Origin of the sequence: Rhizobium sp. Rhizsp42 (assembly GCF_047304155.1) — a bacterium.
In the GTDB taxonomy this organism is placed as follows: domain Bacteria; phylum Pseudomonadota; class Alphaproteobacteria; order Rhizobiales; family Rhizobiaceae; genus Rhizobium.
In genome coordinates, this window is the sequence record NZ_JBGLYS010000001.1 from 54461 (window position 1) to 76593 (window position 22133).

General features: G+C 63.3%; 20 protein-coding genes. 8 read left to right on the forward strand and 12 right to left on the reverse strand.

All coding sequences use genetic code 11. The features are described 5' to 3' along the window. From moaC to ACCD05_RS00280, 3 genes are all read left to right on the forward strand, one after another. Complete coding sequence (gene moaC / locus ACCD05_RS00270; protein WP_413390438.1) at nucleotides 1-501, forward strand: cyclic pyranopterin monophosphate synthase MoaC; 501 nt, start codon at nucleotides 1-3, stop codon at nucleotides 499-501. Continuing rightward, on the forward strand, nucleotides 498-1721 hold the full coding sequence (gene glp, locus ACCD05_RS00275; protein WP_413390440.1) for a gephyrin-like molybdotransferase Glp: 1224 nt from the start codon (nucleotides 498-500) through the stop codon (nucleotides 1719-1721). Before moaC ends, glp begins: the two co-directional genes overlap by 4 nt. Before the next feature lie 111 nt (nucleotides 1722-1832). Beyond that, complete coding sequence (locus ACCD05_RS00280) at nucleotides 1833-2246, forward strand: ACT domain-containing protein (protein WP_413390442.1); 414 nt, start codon at nucleotides 1833-1835, stop codon at nucleotides 2244-2246. A 21-nt stretch (nucleotides 2247-2267) separates the two neighbouring features. On the opposite strand, the gene ACCD05_RS00285 is transcribed toward ACCD05_RS00280, so the two are convergent. From ACCD05_RS00285 to ACCD05_RS00305, 5 genes are all read right to left on the reverse strand, one after another. After that, nucleotides 2268-2990: a class I SAM-dependent methyltransferase gene (locus tag ACCD05_RS00285; protein WP_413390443.1), complete on the reverse strand. Its 723-nt coding sequence runs from the start codon at nucleotides 2988-2990 to the stop codon at nucleotides 2268-2270. Nucleotides 2991-3151: 161 nt separating this feature from the next. Next, nucleotides 3152-5056 carry a DEAD/DEAH box helicase gene (locus ACCD05_RS00290; RefSeq protein WP_413390445.1) on the reverse strand — a complete coding sequence of 635 codons (1905 nt, stop codon included), beginning with the start codon at nucleotides 5054-5056 and terminating at the stop codon, nucleotides 3152-3154. Nucleotides 5057-5152: 96 nt separating this feature from the next. After that, nucleotides 5153-7012, reverse strand: a complete 1860-nt coding sequence (locus ACCD05_RS00295) for a CHASE2 domain-containing protein (RefSeq protein WP_413390447.1) — start codon at nucleotides 7010-7012, stop codon at nucleotides 5153-5155. 6 nt (nucleotides 7013-7018) lie between these two features. Further along, on the reverse strand, nucleotides 7019-7564 hold the full coding sequence (locus ACCD05_RS00300) for a FecR domain-containing protein (RefSeq protein ID WP_413390449.1): 546 nt from the start codon (nucleotides 7562-7564) through the stop codon (nucleotides 7019-7021). 120 nt (nucleotides 7565-7684) lie between these two features. Continuing rightward, a complete protein-coding gene (locus ACCD05_RS00305; RefSeq protein WP_413390451.1) occupies nucleotides 7685-8827 on the reverse strand; it encodes a citrate/2-methylcitrate synthase in 1143 nt (380 codons plus the stop codon). 85 nt (nucleotides 8828-8912) lie between these two features. Between ACCD05_RS00305 and ACCD05_RS00310 the strand changes: the two genes are divergently transcribed. Further along, a complete protein-coding gene (locus tag ACCD05_RS00310) occupies nucleotides 8913-10001 on the forward strand; it encodes a citrate synthase/methylcitrate synthase (RefSeq protein WP_413390453.1) in 1089 nt (362 codons plus the stop codon). Between the two features lie 103 nt (nucleotides 10002-10104). Then, a complete protein-coding gene (locus tag ACCD05_RS00315) occupies nucleotides 10105-11817 on the forward strand; it encodes a methyl-accepting chemotaxis protein (protein ID WP_413390455.1) in 1713 nt (570 codons plus the stop codon). Nucleotides 11818-11932: 115 nt separating this feature from the next. Here the strand turns inward: ACCD05_RS00315 and ACCD05_RS00320 are convergent, their stop codons facing one another. The 5 genes from ACCD05_RS00320 to ACCD05_RS00340 form a co-directional block, all read right to left on the reverse strand. Further along, on the reverse strand, nucleotides 11933-12136 hold the full coding sequence (locus ACCD05_RS00320; RefSeq protein WP_413390457.1) for an antitoxin MazE family protein: 204 nt from the start codon (nucleotides 12134-12136) through the stop codon (nucleotides 11933-11935). Nucleotides 12137-12310: 174 nt separating this feature from the next. Continuing rightward, nucleotides 12311-13939: a CTP synthase gene (locus ACCD05_RS00325; protein ID WP_289726408.1), complete on the reverse strand. Its 1629-nt coding sequence runs from the start codon at nucleotides 13937-13939 to the stop codon at nucleotides 12311-12313. Between the two features lie 182 nt (nucleotides 13940-14121). After that, nucleotides 14122-14673 carry a preprotein translocase subunit SecG gene (gene secG / locus ACCD05_RS00330; RefSeq protein ID WP_047510429.1) on the reverse strand — a complete coding sequence of 184 codons (552 nt, stop codon included), beginning with the start codon at nucleotides 14671-14673 and terminating at the stop codon, nucleotides 14122-14124. Between the two features lie 106 nt (nucleotides 14674-14779). Beyond that, nucleotides 14780-15550: a triose-phosphate isomerase gene (tpiA, locus tag ACCD05_RS00335; protein ID WP_413390460.1), complete on the reverse strand. Its 771-nt coding sequence runs from the start codon at nucleotides 15548-15550 to the stop codon at nucleotides 14780-14782. Nucleotides 15551-15710: 160 nt separating this feature from the next. After that, nucleotides 15711-16595 carry an alpha/beta hydrolase gene (locus tag ACCD05_RS00340; protein WP_413390462.1) on the reverse strand — a complete coding sequence of 295 codons (885 nt, stop codon included), beginning with the start codon at nucleotides 16593-16595 and terminating at the stop codon, nucleotides 15711-15713. A gap of 219 nt (nucleotides 16596-16814) precedes the next feature. On the opposite strand from ACCD05_RS00340, the gene parE reads away from it, so the two are divergent. Next, nucleotides 16815-18908, forward strand: a complete 2094-nt coding sequence (gene parE, locus ACCD05_RS00345; RefSeq protein ID WP_413390464.1) for a DNA topoisomerase IV subunit B — start codon at nucleotides 16815-16817, stop codon at nucleotides 18906-18908. Nucleotides 18909-18923: 15 nt separating this feature from the next. On the opposite strand, the gene ACCD05_RS00350 is transcribed toward parE, so the two are convergent. Then, entirely contained in the window at nucleotides 18924-19379 is a 456-nt protein-coding gene (locus tag ACCD05_RS00350) for an OsmC family protein (protein WP_413390466.1), read from the reverse strand. After that, nucleotides 19376-20023, reverse strand: a complete 648-nt coding sequence (locus ACCD05_RS00355; protein WP_413390468.1) for a GntR family transcriptional regulator — start codon at nucleotides 20021-20023, stop codon at nucleotides 19376-19378. Before ACCD05_RS00355 ends, ACCD05_RS00350 begins: the two co-directional genes overlap by 4 nt. 386 nt (nucleotides 20024-20409) lie before the next feature. Between ACCD05_RS00355 and ACCD05_RS00360 the strand changes: the two genes are divergently transcribed. Next, nucleotides 20410-21579, forward strand: coding sequence for an AI-2E family transporter (locus ACCD05_RS00360; protein WP_413391039.1), 1170 nt, complete (start codon nucleotides 20410-20412; stop codon nucleotides 21577-21579). Nucleotides 21580-21719: 140 nt separating this feature from the next. After that, the gene (locus tag ACCD05_RS00365; RefSeq protein ID WP_413390470.1) at nucleotides 21720-22133 is read left to right on the forward strand and encodes a hypothetical protein; all 414 of its coding nucleotides are present in this window, start codon (nucleotides 21720-21722) and stop codon (nucleotides 22131-22133) included.

The window sequence follows — 22133 nt, forward strand, 5'->3', positions numbered from 1 at the left end:
ATGAGTGGCGAGAAGGCGGGTCTGACCCATATCGACGCGGCCGGCGAAGCGCATATGGTCGATGTCGGCGACAAGGCCGACACGACCCGCATCGCGACCGCTGAGGGCCATGTGAAGATGGCACCGGCGACGCTTCAACTGATCCTCGAGGGCAACGCCAAGAAAGGCGACGTGATCGGCACGGCGCGGCTAGCCGGCATCATGGCCGCCAAGCAGACCAGCAATCTCATCCCGCTCTGCCATCCGCTGATGCTGACGAAGGTTTCCGTCGAGATTGCCGAGGATAGCGCCCTTCCCGGCCTGCGCGTCACGGCGACCGCCAAGCTCACCGGCAAGACCGGCGTCGAGATGGAAGCGCTGACGGCCGTGTCTGTCGCATGCCTCACGATCTACGACATGGCCAAGGCCGCCGACAAGGCGATGGAGATCGGCGGCATCCGCCTGCTTGAGAAATCGGGCGGGAAGTCTGGCGACTTCAGACATCCGGAGCATGCGAAATGAGCCTGCTGCCCGTTGCCGAAGCGCAGGAACGCCTGCTGTCGCGGGCAAAGCCGGTCATGGCGCTCGAAACCGTTCCCCTGGCTGAGGCCGAGGGGCGTGTTCTCGCCACCGACGTCGCGGCGCGGCTGACACAGCCGCCCTTCAATTCATCGGCGATGGACGGCTACGCCTTGCGCGGCGAGGACGCCCTTGAGCCCGGCAGTGAACTGCGGGTGATTGGGACGTCGTCCGCGGGGCATGCCTTTGACGGCACGATCGGCGCCGGCGAGACTGTGCGGATCTTCACCGGCGCGCCGGTTCCCGAGGGCGCCGACAGCGTGTTGCTGCAGGAAGACGCTGAAAAGACGGACAACGGCATCCGCACCACCTATCCCGTGCGGCTCGGCCAGCATGTGCGGCCACGCGGGCAGGACTTTCGTGAGGGCGAGCCCGTTCTGATGGCAGGCGCGGTGATCGATTTCTCGCGACTGACCGTTGCCGCCGGCATGAACCACGCGACGCTCGATGTCCGGCGCAAGCCTCTGGTGGCGCTGCTTGCCACCGGCGACGAACTGGTGACGCCAGGACAACAGCCCGGCCCTTCGCAGATCATCGCCTCCAGTACGTTCGGGATTGCGGCACTGGCGCGCAAGGCCGGCGCCGAGGTGCTCGATCTCGGTATCGTTGCCGATGACAAGGCGGCGATCACGGCTGCCGTCGAGAGAGCGCGGCAAGCCAAGGTCGATGTGATCGTCACACTGGGCGGCGCATCGGTCGGCGACCACGATCTCGTGCAGGCAACGCTGCTTGCCGCGGGCATGGAGCTCGATTTCTGGCGGATCGCCATGCGGCCGGGAAAGCCACTGATGGTCGGCAATTTCGGCGATACCCATGTGCTCGGCCTGCCTGGCAACCCGGTCTCCAGCCTCGTTTGCGGCCTGCTGTTTCTTGAGCCACTGATCCACAAGCTCGCGTCGCTGCCTCCGGTCAAGCGGAGCGCTACGGCGGAAGTTGGCGTGAGCATGAAGGCCAACGACCAGCGGCAGGATTATGTCAGGGCAAGAGTGGTGCATTCCCCATCTGGCGCCTTGAAGGTCGAGCCATTCGGCAAGCAGGATTCGTCGATGATGAAGATTTTCGCGGAAGCCGACTGCCTGATCATACGACCGCCGCACGCGCCGGAGCTTGCCGAGGGAGAGGCGTGCGAGGTCATGCTGATCCGTCCGGAGCTGCTCGGCTGAACGCTCGATCGGGCGCGCCTGCCGACTGATTGCTGTCATTGCGGTGGCTTGTGCGGATACCGCGCTTGTTCCACACTCGGCGCACTTCACTCATAGCTGGGACGCCTGATCATGACCATCGAGCCGGTTCGCGATACGAAGGCCATGCTGCGTGGCATGACGCCGAGCCTTGACGCCGCAGACTATGTGTTTTGCACGACGGAAGACGAGCAGCTAGCCATGCAGGCTGCGCCTTTGTCGCTTGGCTGGTTTCGCGAAGCCGAAGGCGTGTCCTTGATACTGCTGGCCGGCGATGCGCAACGGCTGGGCTTCGACACCGCGCTCATCATGCGGCGGATCACCCTCACCGTCTTCTCCTCTCTTGAAGGTGTTGGGCTGACGGCCGCCGTCGCCACCGCTCTCGCCAGTCACGACATCTCCTGCAACATGGTCGCCGCCTATCATCACGACCACGTCTTCGTGCCAACGGCCGACGCCGAAGAGGCCATGCGGGTGCTGCTGGAGCTGCAGGCGGCGGCGGGCTGACGCTGGAGCGCGTGGAATTGGCTAGAGGTCCGGAACCGTGGCCAAGCTGAAGACACCGGCGCGCGCCTCGCTCCCGTCACCACCAAGGCCGAAATCCGGCACGGAAAACTCGGAAATGCAGTGCAGCCTCTCCTTTGGCAATGGCGCGCGATAGGGATCGCCGATCAGGACGTCGATGCCGGCGGCGCGGCAGGTTTCGAGAAACGCCAGCGCGCGTTTTGCCAGCGCTTCGTCATAGAAGAGGTCACCGGCCAGAACCATATCGACCGAAGGCGGCGGACCGTCGAGGAGGTCGGCACGCAGGAGATCGAGCTCTACGCCATTGGCGGCCGCATTGAGGCGGGCGGCGGCGATGGCGTTTTCGTCGATGTCGGCGGCGACCACGGATGTGGCACCAGCCCTGGCGGCGATGATTGCGACGAGGCCGGAGCCAGTGCCGAGGTCGAGAACGCGCCGGTCGCGGACGAGATGCGGGTTCTCGGCGATATGACGTGCCAGCACCGCTCCGCCGCCCCAGCCATAAGCCCAGTAAGGCGCCGGCGCGTCGGGATCAGTGCCGCCGAGCCGTGACAGGCGGCTGCCAGAATGCGCGGTGTAGAGCTGGATATCCTGAAGGCCGGGCACCGGTAGAAGCTGGAGATTCCTGGCGATGAAGGCGCTGACGTCGAAGGAGGATGTGCGCTTCTGCGCGTGGGCACCATCGGCAGCGGAAACGGATGTCATGCTCTCGGTCTTATCGCGCATGTCGTCGCCTGGTCCGGATCAGCAATCGCGAATTCAGCGTTTCGCGATTGCCAGAAATGAAAGACGGCGAGGCATGGCTGCCAGGTCGAGTGGGGTCCTGAAAATCAGAACCATCCGAACGACAGGCGGCGCATGCGATCCTCGCCGTCACGCTTTGGGCCTCAGCCCTTCTTCTTGGAGAACTTCGGCTTCGGGCCGTTGCCGTCGAACTTCGGCTTGCCTTCGTATTTCGGCTTGCCCTCGAATTTCGGCTTGCCGGGCTTGCTCCACGGCTTGCTGTCGCGCTCGCCAGACGGAGCCGCATCGCTGCGCGGTCCCTTCTTGAAGCCGCCGTCGCGCGGGCGATCGTCGTAGCTCTTCTTGGCGGCGTAAGGCTTCGGGCCGGACTTGTTGAAATCCGACTTGCCATAATCCTGGCGACCGAATTCCGGCGTACCGGGCAGACGGCTGACGCGGATGCCGCGTTCCATCGTCTTGTTCGGACCGGTCGCGGCGAGGAAGGCGTCGGCGCTGCCGGCTGCGATCTCGACGAAGGTCTCTTCAGGCTGCATCTTGATGGCGCCGATATCGCGCTTAGTGAGGTTGCCGTTGCGGCAGATCATCGGGATCAGCCAGCGCGGCTCGGCGTTCTGCTTGCGGCCGACGGACAGCGAGAACCAGACGCTTGGGCCGAAATCGTCGCGCGGGCCACGCGGGCTTGTGTCACGAGGGCCATCGGCGTTGTCGCGTGGCTTGCGCGGACCGGCCTGCAGGCTGATCTCCATCAGATCCTCCGGCGCCGACTGCTTGGCGCGATAGAGATTGACGAAGGCGTTTGCGAGTTTCTCGGCGCCATGCGCGTCCAGCAGGCGCTTGACGATGTCCTGCTCTTCCTCGCGCGGAGCCTCCTCGAAGATCGGATCGGCGAGCAGACGTTCCTCGTCGCGAGCAATAACTTCCTCAGCCGACGGCGGCAGTGCCCATGTGGCGGCGATGCCGGCGTTGTCGAGCAAACGTTCGGCCTTGCGGCGGGCGTTGAGCGGCACGATCATGGCGCTGACGCCCTTGCGACCGGCGCGGCCGGTACGGCCCGAGCGATGGAGCAGGGTTTCCGGATTGGTCGGCAGGTCGGCATGGATGACGAGATCGAGGCCTGGAAGGTCGATGCCGCGGGCGGCGACGTCGGTCGCGATGCAGACGCGGGCGCGGCCATCGCGCATTGCCTGCAGCGCATGGCTGCGCTCGTTCTGCGTCAGTTCACCAGAGAGCGCGACGACGTCGAAATTGCGGTTATGGAAGCGGGCGGTCAGATGGTTGACGGCGGCGCGGGTCGAGCAGAAGACGATGGCGTTGGTCGCCTCGTAATAGCGCAACACGTTGATGATGGCGTTTTCGCGGTCGCTCGGGGCGACGGCCAGCGCACGGTATTCGATATCGACGTGCTGCTTTTCTTCCGTCGTGGTGGCGATGCGCACGGCGTTCTTCTGGTAGCTCTTGGCGAGCTTGGCGATAGCGGCCGGCACGGTTGCCGAGAACATCAGCGTACGGCGATCTTCCGGGGACGCATCAAGAATGAATTCGAGGTCTTCGCGGAAGCCCAGGTCGAGCATCTCGTCGGCTTCGTCGAGAACGACGGCCTTCAGATCGGACATGTCGAGCGCGCGGCGACGGATGTGGTCGCAGAGACGGCCGGGCGTACCAACGACGATGTGGGCGCCACGCTCAAGCGCACGGCGCTCGCTGCGGATATCCATGCCGCCGACGCAGCTGACGATGACGGCGCCGGTCAGCTCATAGAGCCATTCCAGCTCGCGCTTGACCTGCAGCGCAAGCTCGCGGGTCGGCGCGATGACGAGGGCCAGCGGGGTGGCGGCCGGCTCGAAGCGATCGTCGTCGCCAAGCAGGGTGGGCGCCATGGCGAGGCCGAAGGCAACCGTCTTGCCGGAGCCGGTCTGCGCCGAGACCAGCGCGTCGGATGCGGCAAGCGCCGGATCGAGCATGGATTGCTGAACGGGGGTGAGCTCGGAATAACCGCGCTTCGCCAACGCCTTGCCGATCGCCGGAACGACGCCGCTTATCTCTGTCATTTTGTCTGTCTTTCGGAATAATCGGGCGCACGGTGCGCCGTCCGGAACTTGCCGGTTGAAAAGTTGGGCTGTTCCTACTGCGTCAAACGACAAATGTCAAAGCGGATGTCCGCGCCACAGGAAGACATCGATGCTTTCGGCGCGGCCCCTGATCTTGGCTGAGACCGGTCCTTCGATATGCCCTTGATGGTTGGGCGCTGCCTCCGCCCCCGCCGCATTCATCAAGGCGGCACTCAGCGCGAGCTCGAAACCGCGGCTTGCCGCCACTTCCATGAGGCGGCTTGCGACATTGACGGTATCGCCGGTCGCGGTGATCTGCTGGCGTGTGCCGGTGCCAAGCCGCGAGGCCACGACCGTGCCGCAATGGGCGCCGACCTTGAAGCCGATCTTGCGGACGGAAAGCCCGGGATCTGCTGAAAGCCAGGCCCTCAAGCGATTGCCGAGCCCAACGGCGCAGGCAGCCGCCCGCAAGGCGTCGTCATCGGCCGGTCGCGGCAGACCGAAGAGGATCATCGCGCCATCGCCCATGAAGCTGGTGATCGCGCCGCCATGGGCGCGCGCCTCGTCATCGACCAGCTCGAAGAAGCCGCTCAGCACCTCTTGCACGCGCGCAGCACCGATCGCCTCGCTCAATCCGGTGAAGCCCGACAGGTCGACGAACACCGCCGCGGCTTCCTGACGCACCGGGCGTGACAGGAAAGTGGAATCGCGGGCCAGCCATTCGCCGAGGCCCGGCGCCTCGATTCGCTGCAGCAGGTCGCTCTGCGCCGCAAAGTGGGTGGCGCGGCGGCGGTCAAGCCACAGCTCCATCGCGCCGAACAGCAGCACCGGCGGCAGGGTCGCGGCGATTGGCAGCGCGGCGCTGAACCAATAGCCATGCGAGAAGGCGACGATGTTGAACGTGAGCCACGCCAGCACGGCGGCTGCGATGGCGCTATAGGCCACGGCGCTGCGGCGCCAGCCGAGCAGGCTGATGATCAGCACCGGCAGAGCGACCCCGAGCAGCGCATCGAACGAGCGCACATTGCCGTCGCGCACGATATTGTCGCCTGCAATCAGCCGGGTAATGGCTGTGGACATGACCTCGACGCCCGGAAGCACCGGATCGAACGGCGTCGGAAAGACGTCGCCGCCGCCGGTTACCGTCGAGCCGATCACGACCACCCTGCCCTCCACCATCTTGGCGTCGATCTTGCCGGCAAGCGCATCGGCGGCGCTGAAGGTGGGGATCGTTCCGCGCGGTCCGTAGAAGGCCAGCGGCAGGCGCTGGCCGATATCGGTCGGCAGGCGCAGTTCGCCCAAGGCAAGAGCGGCCGGCGTAAAGGCCGGATTGACGCCGAGCGCCACCGATGCCACCCGCAGCGGAAACGAGGCATCGACGCGCTGCGCGCCGCGCGAGATCAGCGGAATATAACGCGGCGTCCCACCCTGATCGGTCGACACGTTGACGACGCCGATCGCGGCTGAATCGGCGAAACGGGCGATCGGCAACATCATCCGATCAGCCACCGGAATGGTCGCTAGCGGATCCTCGGCACTCGATGTCACCGACTGAAGACTTGACGGGAAGACGCCGGCCGCAGCGATGACAGTCGGAACGCCCTTCAGCGCATCGACGAGCGCCTGATCACCCTCCTCCGGTCCGGGATCAACGAGCAGCAAGTCCAGCGCAATGACCTTCGGCTTCAGCGCGCCGATGGTTTCCACCAGCCGCGCGAGCGTCGCCCTGCTCAGGGGATATCCGTTGGCGGTCGCCGTCTGGTCATCGATCGCGACGATGGTGACAACCGAAGGCGCGCTGCTTGGCCCAATGAGATGGCTTCTGAGGTCCGCCAGCGATGCTTCCATGCGATCGAGAAAGCCGGCATTGCCCTGCATGTGGAGATAGCCGAGCGCGCCGCCCCAAAGGGCGGCCGCGATCAGCGATATGGTTATCAGAAGCCGTCTGGCCTGCATGGGCGACTACTGGCCCAGCCGCGTAAGAAGCGCCGCCGCGCGCGGCTGCGGCCAGCGCCGAACAGTGAGCGCGCCGCTCGTGCGCGACACATCCACGCCCTCGCCCGGCGCCAGCACGACCCTCGGCCCCGCCGATGGCCTGCCCACAGCCACACGCCCACGTACGACGAAGACCGACGTTGTGCCATTCTTGACGTCGACGGCCCAACGCGTGCCGCGCACTGCGGCGATCGCCTGAGGTGTGACTACCTGAAAGCCACCGCTGCGTCTGGCGCTATCGACATCGACGAGGACCGCCTTGCTACGCAGCGACACAGAATCGGGACGACCGTCGCCGTTGCTGTCGACAAGCTGGAACCGCGCACCACCTTCGGCAGTGACGGTCACGCCATCGGCGCAGCGCATGATCTGGCGCGACGTGCCGGCGACGCGTTCAAGCGTGCAGCCGGCTGACTGTGCCGATGCCAAGCCAGCCCAGAGGCCCGCCCAAAGCAATGTCGTCGCGGCGATGGCGGTGGCCAGACAAGGACGACCGTACGATACTGTCTCCATGATATCCCCCTGTAGCAATTTCCGCCCCACGACTGAATAGCGCACTCTAACCCCGCCTCGCCCGGCACCGCAATGCGCTTGGCGGCAGTTACACAGGCGATGAGACCATCCCGCGTTCCATCAAAGCGCCTCCGGCGATGGTCCAATATAGCGGGCACGCGGGCGGATCATAGTTCCACTGGTCACCTGTTCGATGGCGTGCGCGAGCCAGCCGGCGGTGCGGGAAAGCGCAAAGATGATAAGCGGCGCGTCGTCGGGAAGGTCGAAATGCCCGGCCATCGCCGCCAGCGCGAAATCGATATTCGCGGGCTCGCCCAACAGCTCGGCGCCAAGAGCGGCAATCTCGGCGTAGCGCTTCGGCATCTCGAACGAACGCATGATCGCCGCCGCGCGCGGATCGCCGTCTGGATAGAGCTTATGGCCAAAGGCCCGCACCACGCCTTCCGTCGCCAACATGGTCCTGATCGCCTCGCGCGCGCCGATTTCCCGCGACAAATCCATCAGCCGCACGGCGCCCTGCCAAGCCCCACCGTGACGAGGGCCGGTCAGCGTCGAGAGGCCGGATAGCGTGGCTGCGGCCAGTGAAGCCCCCGATGAGGCGGTGACGCGTGCCGCGAATGCGGAAACGTTGAGTTCGTGTTCTGCGGCGAGCACAAGTGCCCGTCTGATCGGCTCCGCCGCCTCCGGCCGATCCCAACTCTGTGCAAGGCGCTCGTGCAGCGGCAAGTCGGGCATCTGGCTTGGAGCAAGTTCGGCTGCCACTGTCGCAAGCACCTGCCCCGCCTCCGTCTTCAACGCGGCAGGCGCACGGCCCAAAGCCGGCAGATCCGCCGCCGCTCTCCTCGCCAACAAAACGAAAGCGCCTGATATCCTTGATGGCTCGCCTGTGGGCAACTCGATTGGCGGGGATATGGCTGCCGGGCTCTCCCATAACACGGCCGCGACCTGCTCGAACGTCGCCCTTTCGGACAAGGCGACCGCCTCGCGACCGCGATAGTAAAGCCGGCCATACGCGATCATCGAAATCGCGGTCGGCAGGACCGGCTCGCCCCAGTCGATCGTCTCGGCGGCTATTGCCTCCGCCTTTCGCCTGCCCGCATGGCGCTTGGCCAGACGCGCGACGTCCTCGGAATGATAGAGGCTCCGGCGGCTATCGGCGGCATCGGGCTTCGCGCGGATGCGACCGCGGCTGACATTGGCATAAAGCGTCTGCGGCTTCGTGCCGAGCCGTTCCAACGCTTCCTCGGCCGTCAGCCACGTCATGAGAGCCTCTTACATTGATCTTATTCATCAAGATTGACGTCAATCTATCTAGGTCCGATCTTTCCAAGCGTAAAGGAGAAACGCAATGAAGAACGGCTTGGAAGATGTGATCGCAGCGGAAACCCAACTGTCCGATGTGGACGGTGAACGCGGACGCCTGGTGATACGCGGCGTCTCGCTTGATGATCTCGTTCCCGGTGAGACATATGAGGGTGTCGCAGCACTGCTGCTCGACGGACTGATGGAGCGTCCGGTCGATGCGACGACATTGCGGTCGCTGCTCGCCGCCGCGAGGGTCGACCTCTATTCGCACGTCGCGCATCTGGACGAAGGGCTTCTGGCGCTGCCACCTGTCGACGCCATGCGCGCCATGATCGCACGCCTTGCCGATGGGCAGGATCTCGACACGGCTCTGCGCCTGATGGCAGCGCCCGCCGTGTTTCTGCCCGCCATCCTCAGGCTGCAAGCCGGCCAGCGGCCGGTGGCGCCGGATGCGTCGCTGTCGCAATCAGCGGACATATTGCGGATGTTGACCGACAGGATGCCGAGCGCGGAGCAGACCGCGGCGCTGAACGCCTATCTGGTGACGATCTCGGACCATGGATTGAACGCCTCGACCTTCGCTTCGCGCGTCGTCGCCTCCACCCAGGCTGGGCTGACATCCTCGGCACTGGCCGCCATCGGCGCTCTGAAAGGACCGCTTCATGGCGGCGCGCCCGGCCCGGTACTTGATATGCTGGATGCGATCGGAACTGAAGCCAACGCCCATGCATGGCTGACGGCGGCACTTGATCACGGAGAGCGGCTGATGGGGTTCGGGCACCGGATCTATCGTGTTCGCGATCCGAGAGCCGACGCGCTGAAGAATGCGCTCTCGCCTCTGGTCCGATCAGGCCAGGTCGATCGTGAACGGATGGCGCTGGCCGCGTCCGTCGAGCGATTGGCACTTGCCATCCTCAGGGAGCGGAAGCCGGATCGGCCGCTCGACGTCAATGTCGAGTTCTACACGGCATTGCTTCTCGAATCGCTTGGTTTCGAGCGGCAGGCCTTTACCGGCATCTTCGCAATCGGGCGCACTGTGGGCTGGATCGCCCATGCCCGGGAGCAGGCACTCAACGGCCGATTGATCCGCCCCCGCTCGATCTATACCGGCCCTCTACCAAAGGTCGCATAATCCGAAAAACTCAACACTAATAGAGATTTAGCGAATATTTACTCAAATCCCATAGATTTGCCCGGCGTGCATTTTGGCACGCTTGGCATATCGGGGTTTGTCCATGGTCGGATTTCTATCAAGCATCAGCTCTTCCAGCAGCGCTGTGCTGGACGCGTTGAACAAGTCGCAGGCAATCATCGAATTCGACCTCACCGGAAAGATTCTGACGGCCAACGAGAATTTCTGCAAGGCGGTCGGCTACGAGCTCAGCGAGATCGTCGGCAAGCATCACCGGATGTTCGTCGATCCGGCCGAGGCGAACTCCAGGGATTATGCGGATTTCTGGGCGCGGCTTGGCGAAGGCAAGTTCGACCAGCGCCAATATCGACGCATCGCCAAGGGCGGCCGCGAGATCTGGATCGAGGCGACGTACAATCCGATCTATCGCGGCAACAAGCCATACAAGGTGATGAAATTCGCGACCGACATCACCGCCGCCAAGAAGCAGGCGGCCGAGGACAAGGGCAAGCTCGAAGCGCTCTCACGCGCACAGGCAGTCATCGAGTTCACGCCTGAGGGCAACATCATCACGGCCAACGAGAATTTCCTGGCGACGCTCGGCTATTCCCTGTCCGAGATCGTCGGCAAGCATCACGCGATGTTCTGCGAAGCGGATTACAGCCGCTCCGCGGAATACAAGACCTTCTGGGCGAAACTGGCCGCCGGCGAGTTCGCCGCCGACCAGTTCAAACGGATCGCAAAGGGCGGGCGCGAGATCTATATCCAGGCGTCCTACAATCCGATCATCGATGCGTCGGGCCGCGTCTTCAAGGTCGTGAAGTTCGCGACCGATGTCACCGAGCGGATGAAGGTCGTCAACGATCTCGGCGCCGGTCTTGCCCGTCTCTCCGAATGCAATATCCGCCAGACCATCGACGAGCCCTTCGTCGGCGAATTCGAGACCTTGCGCCGCGATTTCAACACCTCGATCGGCGCGTTCCAGGCAACGCTGGTGAAGGTGCTGCAGCAGACCAACGCACTGAACGGCAACAGCCAGGAAATGCGCGACGCCGCCGAGCAGCTCTCCGCGCGGACAAGGGAACAGGCGGTCTCGCTCGAGGAGACGTCCGCCGCGCTTGAGACGGTGACGGCGACGGTCAAGTCCTCGACGGAAAACACGCAGGCGACGCGCAAGCTGGTGCAGAGCGCGCGCGCCTCGGCCTCGACCTCCGCTGCCGTCGTGCGTGAGACGATCACCGCCATGCAGCGGATCGCCTCGGCTTCGAAGGAAATAGGCCAGATCATCGGCGTCATCGACGAGATCGCTTTCCAGACCAACCTTCTGGCGCTGAACGCAGGTGTCGAGGCGGCGCGTGCCGGCGAAGCCGGCAAGGGCTTTGCCGTGGTCGCCCAGGAAGTGCGCGAACTGGCACAGCGCTCGGCCAAGGCCGCCAAGGAGATCAAGGGTCTGATCGAAAACTCCGGCAAGGAAGTCAACGAAGGCGTTCGCCTCGTCGACGCGACCGGCACGGCGCTCAACGAGATCGAGACCTTCGTCGAATCGATCGACACCAACATGACCGCGCTGGCGACCGCCGCCGCCGAGCAATCGACCGGCCTTTCGGAAATCAACAACGCCGTCTCGCAAATCGACCGCATGACACAGCAAAATGCCGGCATGGTGGAGCGCACGACGGGCATCAGCTCGGAGCTTGCATCGGGTGCGGCGCTGCTGGCTGAGTTGGTCAACCACTTCAAGCTTAACCGGCGCGGCATGATCCGCGATCAGGGGACGGAAGCAGGTGTCCCTGCGCGGGGACAACGCGCGGCCTGAGGCGGCGCGTCGTAAATTTGGGAATGAAAGAGCCGCCGCATCTTTGGATGTCGGCGGCTTTTGTTGTTTCGGGAATATCCCGGCGGTGGCTCCGCAACGAAATCACCTTGCCTCATTATTTGTGATCTAGGTCGGCAAGCGCGTCATCCATAAAGGATCCGAGGTCGCTATCGGCCTTATCCGCCTGCGCTGTCAGGAGTGATTGGCGACGGCACTCCTCGACAAATCCGGGCTGCCGTGTGTCAGGCACCCAAATCCGGATGGGGCGCATGCCGGCGACCTTGGGCGCTTCACGCCCCTTGCGCACTACAGACACCATCGTCGGCTCCTGAGTTCGTTAAGCTTGCGTTCACCCTACGACTGGGCGTCAACTTCGTCCACTCCGCATTCATTTCCGTGCTTGTCACAGGACCTCGGCCAACCCAAGTCCTTGACCAGAAAAGCAAAAAGGCCGCTCTCGAAAGCGGCCTTCTCTATCGTCTTGCGAGATGTCTTAAACCAACCGGCTCTGCTCGGTCGCCGCTTCGATGAAGCTCTTGAACAGCGGGTGCGGCTCAAGCGGGCGGGACTTCAGTTCAGGGTGGTACTGGACGCCGATGAACCAGGGATGGTCAGGGTATTCGACGGTCTCGGGCAGCACGCCATCCGGTGACATGCCGGAGAAGACGAGGCCGCAGTTTTCCAGGCGGTCCTTGTAGTCGATGTTGACTTCGTAGCGGTGGCGGTGGCGCTCGGAGATGTCGGTCGAGCCGTAGATCTCGGCGATCTTGGTGTCCTTCTTGAGCGCGGCCTTGTAGGCGCCGAGGCGCATGGTGCCGCCGAGGTCGCCGGCAGAGGTGCGCTTCTGCAGCTCGTTGCCCTTGACCCATTCGGTCATCAGGCCGACCACCGGCTCGTCGGTCTTGCCGAACTCGGTCGACGAGGCCTTCTCGATGCCGGCCAGATGACGGGCGGCTTCAACGACTGCCATCTGCATGCCGAAGCAGATACCGAAATAGGGAACGTTGCGCTCGCGGGCGAACTGGGCAGCAAGGATCTTGCCTTCCGAGCCGCGCTCGCCGAAACCGCCGGGTACGAGGATACCATGGACCTTTTCGAGATAGGGCGCCGGGTCTTCCTTTTCGAAGACTTCCGATTCGATCCACTCGAGATTGACCTTCACACGGTTGGCGATACCACCATGGTGCAGCGCTTCGATCAGCGACTTGTAGGCGTCCTTGAGGCCGGTGTACTTGCCGACGATCGCGATCGTGACCTCACCCTCAGGCGTGCGAATGCGATTGCAGACCTCTTCCCAGGAATCGAGGCGCGGCTTCGGCGCCGGCTCGATGCCGAAGGCTGCCAGGACTTCGTTGTCGAGGCCTTCCTTGTGGTAGGCGATCGGCACATCGTAGATGTTGGCAACGTCGAGCGCCTGGATGACGGCGCTCTCGCGGACGTTACAGAACAGCGAGAGCTTGCGGCGCTCAGCTTCCGGGATTTCGCGATCGGCACGAACCAGCAGGATATCGGGGTGAATACCGAGCGCCTGCAGCTCCTTGACGGAATGCTGGGTCGGCTTGGTCTTCAGTTCGCCGGCTGCCGGGATATAGGGCATCAGCGTCAGGTGGACGTAGACGGCCGTGCCGCGCGGCAGGTCGTTGCCGAGCTGGCGGATGGCTTCCATGAAGGGCATCGCTTCGATATCGCCAACGGTGCCGCCGATTTCGCAGATGACGAAGTCGTACTCGTCATTGCCCTCGATCACGAAATCCTTGATCTCGTTGGTGACGTGCGGGATGACCTGCACGGTCGCGCCGAGGTAGTCGCCGCGGCGTTCCTTGTCGATGATGTTCTTGTAGATGCGGCCGGTGGTGATGTTGTCGGTCTTGGTTGCCGAGCGGCCGGTGAAGCGCTCGTAGTGGCCAAGATCGAGATCGGTTTCCGCGCCATCGTCGGTGACGAAGACTTCGCCGTGCTGGGTCGGGCTCATGGTGCCCGGATCCACGTTCAAATAGGGGTCGAGTTTGCGCAGCCGCACCCGGTAACCACGGGCCTGCAGCAACGCTCCGAGAGCGGCGGCCGCAATTCCTTTACCGAGAGAGGAAACCACGCCGCCAGTGATGAATACGTATCGCGCCATGGGAGCTACCGGTTACCTTTTCAAAAACGATTCCACCAGCCCTAAAATTCATTTCCTGAATTTTAGGGCTCTAATTTAACAGCATTCTTCACGCGCTTGCCGCGCGATCGCTGTCGGTGACTTCAAGACAAAAGAAAACCGGCAGACCCTGGGGCCTGCCGGCGGTTTATGCGTCGTTCGGCTTACTGTCCGCTGGGAGCAGTCGCCGGGGCCGGAGCGGCAGGCGTGGTGGCCTGCGGTGCTGCCGGAGCAGTTTCAGTCGCTGCCGGGGCCGGCGTGGTCGCGGCGGGAGCCGGTGCGGTGGCTGCAGGCGCAGCCGGAGCGGTCGCGGCAGGTGCCTGAGCAGCCGGAGCCGCAGGTGCGTCGCCACCGGTCGGAACGCCGTTGCCGGCAGGAGCCGCAGGTGCAGCCGGAGCGGCGGCGCCGTTCTGCTGCTGGCCGCCGAGCGAATCGAGAATGCCGTTGCCCTGCCCGCTCGTTGCCGGAATGCGGTTCAGGATGTCAGTCGGACGGCTTTCGTAGCGGTTCAATACGCCGAGGCCGAGCGAGGTGATGAAGAAGAGTGCTGCGAGGATCGCGGTCGTGCGGGTCAGCGCATTGGCCGTGCCGCGCGCCGACATGAAGCCCGAACCGCCGCCGATACCGAGGCCACCGCCTTCGGAGCGCTGGATAAGCACAACGCCGACAAGCGCCAGCACGATCATGAGATGAATGACAATCAATACGGTCTGCATGGGTCCAGTCCTGCCGGCGCGAAGCGGGCATAAAGTAAAATTCTGGCGCTCTTTACATGAGGTGATCCGCTATTCCAAGCCCTTCAGCCCGGAATATACACGCATCTCAAGAGAGCAACGCCTCGTATGCGCCGTAGATGGCGAGGAAATCGGTTGCTTTCAAGCTCGCGCCGCCGATCAGCGCGCCGTCGACATTGGCAACGCCCATCAATTCCCTGGCGTTACCCGGCTTGACCGAGCCACCATAGAGGATGCGGAACTTGCGGCCGTTGTCGCCGAAGCGGGCGACGAGCTCGGCGCGCATGAAGGCATGCGCCTTCTCGACGTCCTCGACGGTCGGCGTGACACCGGTGCCGATCGCCCATACCGGTTCATAGGCAATCACGGTGGTTTCAGGTGTGGCGTTCTCCGGCACGGAGGCCGACAGCTGCCGCTTGATGATATCGAGTGCCTGGCCGGCCTGGCGCTCGGCGGCGGTCTCGCCGATGCAGACGATCGCCGTCAGGTCGGCGGCAGCGGCGGCTTCGGCCTTGGCGCGCACCAGATGGTCCGTCTCGGCATGATCTGTGCGGCGTTCGGAATGGCCGACGATGACATAGGTGCCGAAGCAATCGGCGATCATTTCAGCCGAGATATCGCCTGTATGGGCGCCTTCGGGGTTCTGGTGGCAATCCTGCGCGCCGATGGCGAGCGGGCTATCGGTGCAGAGCGCGGTCGCTACGTAAAGCAAAGTCGCCGGCGGGCAAATCAGCGCTTCCACCTTGTTGGAAAGAAGACCCTGGACACCCGAAGCGATCGCCTTGATCTGATCCAGCGAGGCACGCGTGCCGTTCATTTTCCAGTTTCCCGCCACAAGCGGTCGCACGTCAGGTGTCATGCCGGCCTTCCCCATTTCTCCGTCAGCACGCGCCTTAGCAAAAGCATGCGGGAATGAAAAGGTTTGGGACGCTTACGTAAGGGAAATTGCGGCGTTTTGCGGCGCAAATGCTTAAAATTTGTCAGCCGTGTTGCCTAAACTATGGCTAGCCCCCTCAATTCTAGGAGGCCAGTATCCAGTTCAACGTCTGGCGCCAATCGATCATGCGGATCGGCGTCCCGTGATTGCCCGTCTGGTACAGCGTGAAATGCGTCGGGTAGCGCGATTTGATCAGTGTTTCGAACAGCGCCTGCTGGTCGGCGGCCGCGTAGGTCGGGTCGCGGCTGCCATGGGCGAACCAGAGCGGCAGCTTGGCCTTGTAGAAGGCGCTCTTCGTAAAATCGGGATCGGCGACGCCGCTCATGATCACCATGCCCTTGAGACGCTTGACCGTCTCGGCGTCGCGCGTCGCCCCCCAGCAGATCTGGCTGCCCATGGAGGCGCAGGTCAGGATGATCGGGCGGCCCGGCGCCTGGGCGCTGGCGTAGCGGATGAGACCGGCGACAGCGGTCACGCCATCGCTGTCGAAGGTCTTGACCGAAGGCGCGTAATAGACGCCGCCATTGCCGGCGACGAGGTTTTTCAGCCGGTTGAAATTGCCGCCGAAGGTATAGTCGTTGACGCCGAGGCGGCGGTCGCCGTTTCGGCCGTGGATGAAGATGACCGTGAAGGCGGCACCGGCGCTCGGCCCTACCCTCGCGACGTCCAGCTTGATGCCATCGAGCGACAGCGTTTCGTTGTTCTGAAGCTTGCGGATGCCGAGCGAGACGTATTTTTGCTGCGTGCGCTTTTCCGGGATCTGGTCGCGGCCGTTGATATCGCGCATCTCGTCGTAGTCGATGACATCGAAGGCGCCGCCATTGTCGGTCTGAAGCGTCGTCTGCGCGGAAAACAGGTCGTCCTTGAAGGGTGGCAAGGTGTCGGCAGCACTAAGATCAGCCGATGCGACCATGAAAAAGGCCGCAATTGCTGTGATAGTTATGCAATGACTTGTGGACATTCGCATGCGCAAGGTTCCCTGAGGCGTCTGGCCGCTTGCCATTCGGCGACCCAGGACGCAAATCATTTCTTAATGAAAGTCCGCCCGATGAGGTGGCGTCGCGTATCGAGGTGCTTTCTGGCAGACTCTGCCTGATTCGCAAACGTGACATGAATTGCGGTGATTTTGGGTCAGGCTCAAGCGCAAGCGGCCACCCCACGAGAAGATGAAGATCTGAACGGCTCCATGGACGATAGCAACGACCTCTTTTCCGGAATGCCCCTGACCAAGAAGCAGGAGGATGCGCCCAAGCCGGCCGCGGTAGCCCCCGCGCCCGTCGCCGCTTCGGCTGCGCCGAGCGCTGCCGCCACTGCCGCGCCACGGCAGGCGCCGCCGGCGAGTTCCACGTCCGAGGATTACGGCGCGTCGTCGATCCGCGTTCTCGAAGGCCTGGAGCCGGTGCGCATGCGTCCCGGCATGTATATCGGCGGCACCGACGAGAAGGCGCTGCACCACCTCTTCGCCGAAGTCATCGACAACTCGATGGACGAAGCGGTGGCCGGCCACGCCAATTTCATCGAAGTGCATCTCGACGCGATGGGTTTCCTCACCGTCAGCGACAACGGCCGTGGTATTCCGGTCGAGAACCATCCGCAGGTTCCCGGCAAGTCGACGCTCGAAGTCATCATGACCAAGCTGCACGCCGGCGGTAAGTTCGACGGCAAGGCCTACGAGACATCAGGCGGCCTGCACGGCGTCGGCGTTTCCGTCGTCAACGCGCTCTCGGACGTTCTCGAAGTCGAGGTTGCGCGCAATCGCAAGCTCTACCGCCAGCGCTTTTCGCGCGGCATACCGCAGGGTGGCCTCGAAGAGCTGGGCGACGTTCACAACCGCCGCGGCACGCGCGTCCGCTTTCATCCCGACCCGCAGATCTTCGGCGATCACGCCAAGTTCGATGCCGGCCGGGTGTTCCGCATGGCGCGGTCCAAGGCCTATCTGTTCGGCGGCGTCGAGATCCGCTGGAGCTGCGACCCTGGTGTCGTGCAGGAAGGCGGCGAGATCCCCGATAAGGCGGTTTTCCACTTCCCCGGCGGCCTGAAGGACTATCTGCAGGCGACGATGGGCAAGGAGTTCACCGTTACCCGCGAGATCTTCGCCGGCAAGACGGAGAAGACCAGCGGCCATGGTTCGCTCGAATGGGCGATAACCTGGTACGGCGGCGACCCGCAGGTTCACTCCTATTGCAACACCATTCCGACACCCGAAGGCGGCACTCACGAGGCCGGCCTGCGCATCGCGCTGACCAAGGGCCTCAAGGCCTATGGCGAGCTGACGCAGAACAAGCGGGCCGCGCAGATCACCACCGACGACGTGATGATCTCGGCCGTCGGCATGCTGTCGGTCTTCATCCGCGAACCTGAATTCGTCGGCCAGACGAAGGACAAGCTTGCGACCGTCGAAGCCCAGCGCATCGTCGAGAACGCGCTGCGCGATCCCTTCGACCATTATCTCGCCGACAATCCGAACGAAACGGCCAAGCTGCTCGACTGGGTGATCGAGCGCGCGGAAGAGCGCCTGCGCCGCCGCAAGGAAAAGGAAGTCAACCGCAAGACCGCCGTGCGCAAGCTGCGCCTGCCCGGCAAGCTTGCCGATTGCTCTCAGAACACCGCCCAGGGCGCTGAGCTCTTCATCGTCGAAGGGGATTCGGCCGGTGGCTCCGCCAAGCAGGCGCGCAACCGCGCCAACCAGGCGATCCTGCCCTTGCGCGGCAAGATCCTCAACGTTGCCAGCGCCGGTCGCGAAAAGCTTGGCGCCAACCAGCAGCTCTCCGATCTCGTCCAGGCGCTCGGCTGCGGCACGCGCTCGAAGTATCGCGAGGAAGATCTTCGCTACGAACGCATCATCGTCATGACCGATGCCGACGTCGACGGCGCGCATATCGCATCGCTGCTCATCACCTTCTTCTATCAGGAGATGCCCGAGCTCGTGCGCGGCGGACACCTGTTCCTCGCCGTGCCGCCGCTCTACAAGATCACGCAGGGCGCGAAATCGGCCTATGCGCGTGACGACCGTCACCGCGCCGAGCTGATGGAGACGGAGTTCAAGGGCAAGGCAAAGGTCGAGATCAGCCGCTTCAAAGGTCTCGGTGAAATGCTGCCGGCGCAGCTCAAGGAAACCACCATGGATCCGAGCAAGCGCACCATGTTGCGCGTGCTGATCGACGAGGTGGATTTCGAGGGCACGCGCACGGCGGTCGACGATCTCATGGGCACAAAGCCGGAAGCCCGCTTCCGCTTCATCCAGGATCGCGCCGCATTCGCGGAAAACCTCGACATCTGAGGTTCAGGATCAGGCTCAGTCGAGCCTGATCTCGATCACAGTCTTTACCGAATTGGCGAGGAAGCAGAGTTCGTGCGCCTGATGGTGCATCTGTTCCTCGAGGTCACGGCTCGGAACTTCATCCGTGTAGCCGACTTTCGGGCGTAGTTCGACGCGGCTGACCATCATCCGGCCATCGACTTTCTCCATGACGCCCACCGCATCATCGACATAGCTGTCGATGCCGATGCGCTTCTTCGAGGCGATCCAAAGATAGAACAGCATATGGCAGCTGGAGAGCGCCGCGACATAGGCTTCCTCAGGATCGACATTCTCTTCGACGGCATAGGGCAACGGCACATTGTGCGGTGATGCGGAGGCCGGCACCGTGATGCCGCCGTCGAAGCTCCAGGTGTGGCCACGGCTGTAGCGTCCGTCGACAAAGCTGCCCTCGCCCAGCTTCCACGCCACCTGTGCCGAAAACGTCGTCATCCTTCTTCTCCTTCGCGGGTAAGCCTTGCGGTCGTCAATTGCAGATGTTGCGCAAGCGCCTGGCGCGCCAGATCGGCGTCTCGCTTGGCGCATGCCTCGATGATCGCCTGATGCTCGCCATGAAGCGTCGGGCGGGCCTCCGAGCCTTTCGGTTGCCACGCATAGGCCCGACGCGATTCACGGCGGAATGTGTCGATTATGTCGAGCAATCTCGCATTCCCGCAGCGGCCGTAGAGCGTGCGGTGAAACGCGAGGTCGAGTTCCTCAAGCTGTTGCGGGTCTTCTTCATCGAGCAGATCCTCGTTCAGCCGTCGCGCCTTGCGCAAATCGCCGTCGGTCAGCGCCTTAATCGATGCCAGCAGCGCGGTCGTCTCCAGAGACAGGCGAATTTCGGCGAGCTCACGCGCTTGCTCTTCGTTGAGACCCGACACGGCAAGGCTGCGATCCGGTCGGCGCATGAGGAGACCTGATGCCAACAGCCTGTCCAGCGCCTGCCTGATGGGCTGGCGACTGACCCCGAAGCGCTCCGCCAGTTGTTCCTGTTTGAGCACCGTGCCGGCGCCGAGATGTCCGGCTTCGATATCGCGTCGAAGCGATGTGATGATTCCATTTGTATCCATGGATCCAAAGTAGACGAGGCGCATCATCGCTGCAAGAGCTTGTTGTGGGATTGGGTCAGCCGGCGGAAAGCCGCTGAAGCTTCGAAGGCGTGCGGCAGCCAAAATTGCGGGATCACATTTCCGTCAGATCACGGTAGTTCGTTCCAATATCGGTCGAAACAGGCGCGATCTCGGCGAAAATCGCCGATCGCGCAGACCGAGCGTGATCCATGACAAGGATGTCGAAGGGTTTCTGTCTTAATGATTGCGTGATGTAAGGTTATGAAGCCTGCGGATCAGGCCGATGGACCGGCGGCGGGGGCGTCATCGGGCTTAAATCGGTGATGGCGCTTGCGTGCAAAGGATGCATGGCCCATATCCTTAGGTGAAATAAGGGGGAAAAGGACGACGTGAGCCTTCCGAACAACAATATGCAGCGCGAGTCGCGGTGGATCGGTCCATCCTCTCCCGCACGTACGCCGCTCATCCCTTCGATCTCCGCGGCGCGCTGGCTTCTGATCCTCGTCGTGGCCGCCGGCGTCTATTTCTTCTACGGCTTCGTCGTGCCGGTACTGGCCGCGCTTGTCATCGGATTTGCAAGCTGGCCGCTTTATCGCCGGCTGCTGCAAAGGGTCGGCGGCAACACGACGGTTGCGGCGACTATCGCGATCGTGCTCATCGTCACCTTTCTCATCACGCCGATCGTGCTTGCCGTCACCTATACCACGGGCGAAGTGCGCGAATGGGTCGGCTGGCTTATCCATGTGAACCGCTTTGGCGAACCGACGCCGCAGTGGATTTCGGCCTTTCCATTTGTCGGGCCCTACCTCGACGAGCTCTGGGTCAAGTATATCGGCAGCCCCGGCAGCATGGGCGAAGTGATCCAGGCGGTCAGCGGCGCGCATATCGGCAATATCTATCGCGCGGTGCTCGCAGCCGGTGGCGGTGCTTTCCATCTGCTGCTGACGCTGCTCTTCATGCTGATCGCACTGTTCTTCGTCTATCGCGACGGCGCGGATTTCTCCCGCCAGATCGACATGCTCGGCGAACGCATCCTGCCCAATCGCTGGGAACGGATTTCGCGCGTGGTGCCTGCCACGATCAGCTCGACCGTGATGGGCATGACGCTGATCGCCATCGGCGAAGGCATCGTGCTCGGCGTCGCTTATTGGGTGGCGGGCGTGCCCTCGCCCGTGACGCTCGGCGTCATCACCGGCATCATGGCGCTAATCCCCGGCGGTGCACCGCTGTCGTTCACGTTGGTGTCGCTGTACCTGCTTGCCAGCGGCTCGCCCGTTGCCGGCGTCAGCCTGTTCGTCTGGGGCACCGTCGAACTCTTCATCGTCGACAAGACGCTGCGCCCCAAGCTCGTGGGCGGCCCGATCAAGCTGCCGTTCCTGCCGACCTTCTTCGGTCTGATCGGCGGCGTGAAGACCATGGGCTTCCTCGGGCTCTTCATCGGCCCGGTGCTGATGGCGCTTCTGGTGGCGATCTGGCGCGAATGGATGCATGAGGTTCGCACGGCCGAAAAGCCGGATCTCGGGCCTCAGGTGCTGATCGACGAGCAAGCTCCGCCGCCACCCAGGGTCGCCGAAGGCTGATCGGGCCCGTCGCCGAAGGCTCATCGACGGCGTCACCTTTCCTGATTGTAATCTTGCTCCGTATGGATGCCGGAAAGCGGCCTTCATTTGGTTGAAATTGCTGCGTCTAAGGGGAGCGGTTCAATATCGAAAGCGCCCCCATGCAAGCTGTCCTCATCGCCATGACCATCCTCGGCTGCAACGACTCGGTCACGCAGTGCAATTACGTGGCGACGGTTGGAAAGCACTTTGAGACGGTGGCGATGTGCGATGCCGATTCCGAACGGCAGTTGAAGCATTATTCCAGCATCAGCTACCCGACGGTCATCGCCGTCTGCGAGCCTCCGCATCCGCCGCTACCGCCTGAGCCCAAGGTGGTCGCCGCAGCGCCAGTACCAGCGCCTGCCGTTATCGAGGAAAAACCGGAGAGCGGGGTTTCCGGGCTAGCGTCCAGAATGGCGGCAGAGGTACGCACGCACCTTCCCTCTGGCCATTCGATGAAATCCGCGCTCGCAACGCCCGTGCACTTCGTAACAGGAAGCTATTCCTGGGTCGTCAGGCGCTTGAGCAATTAG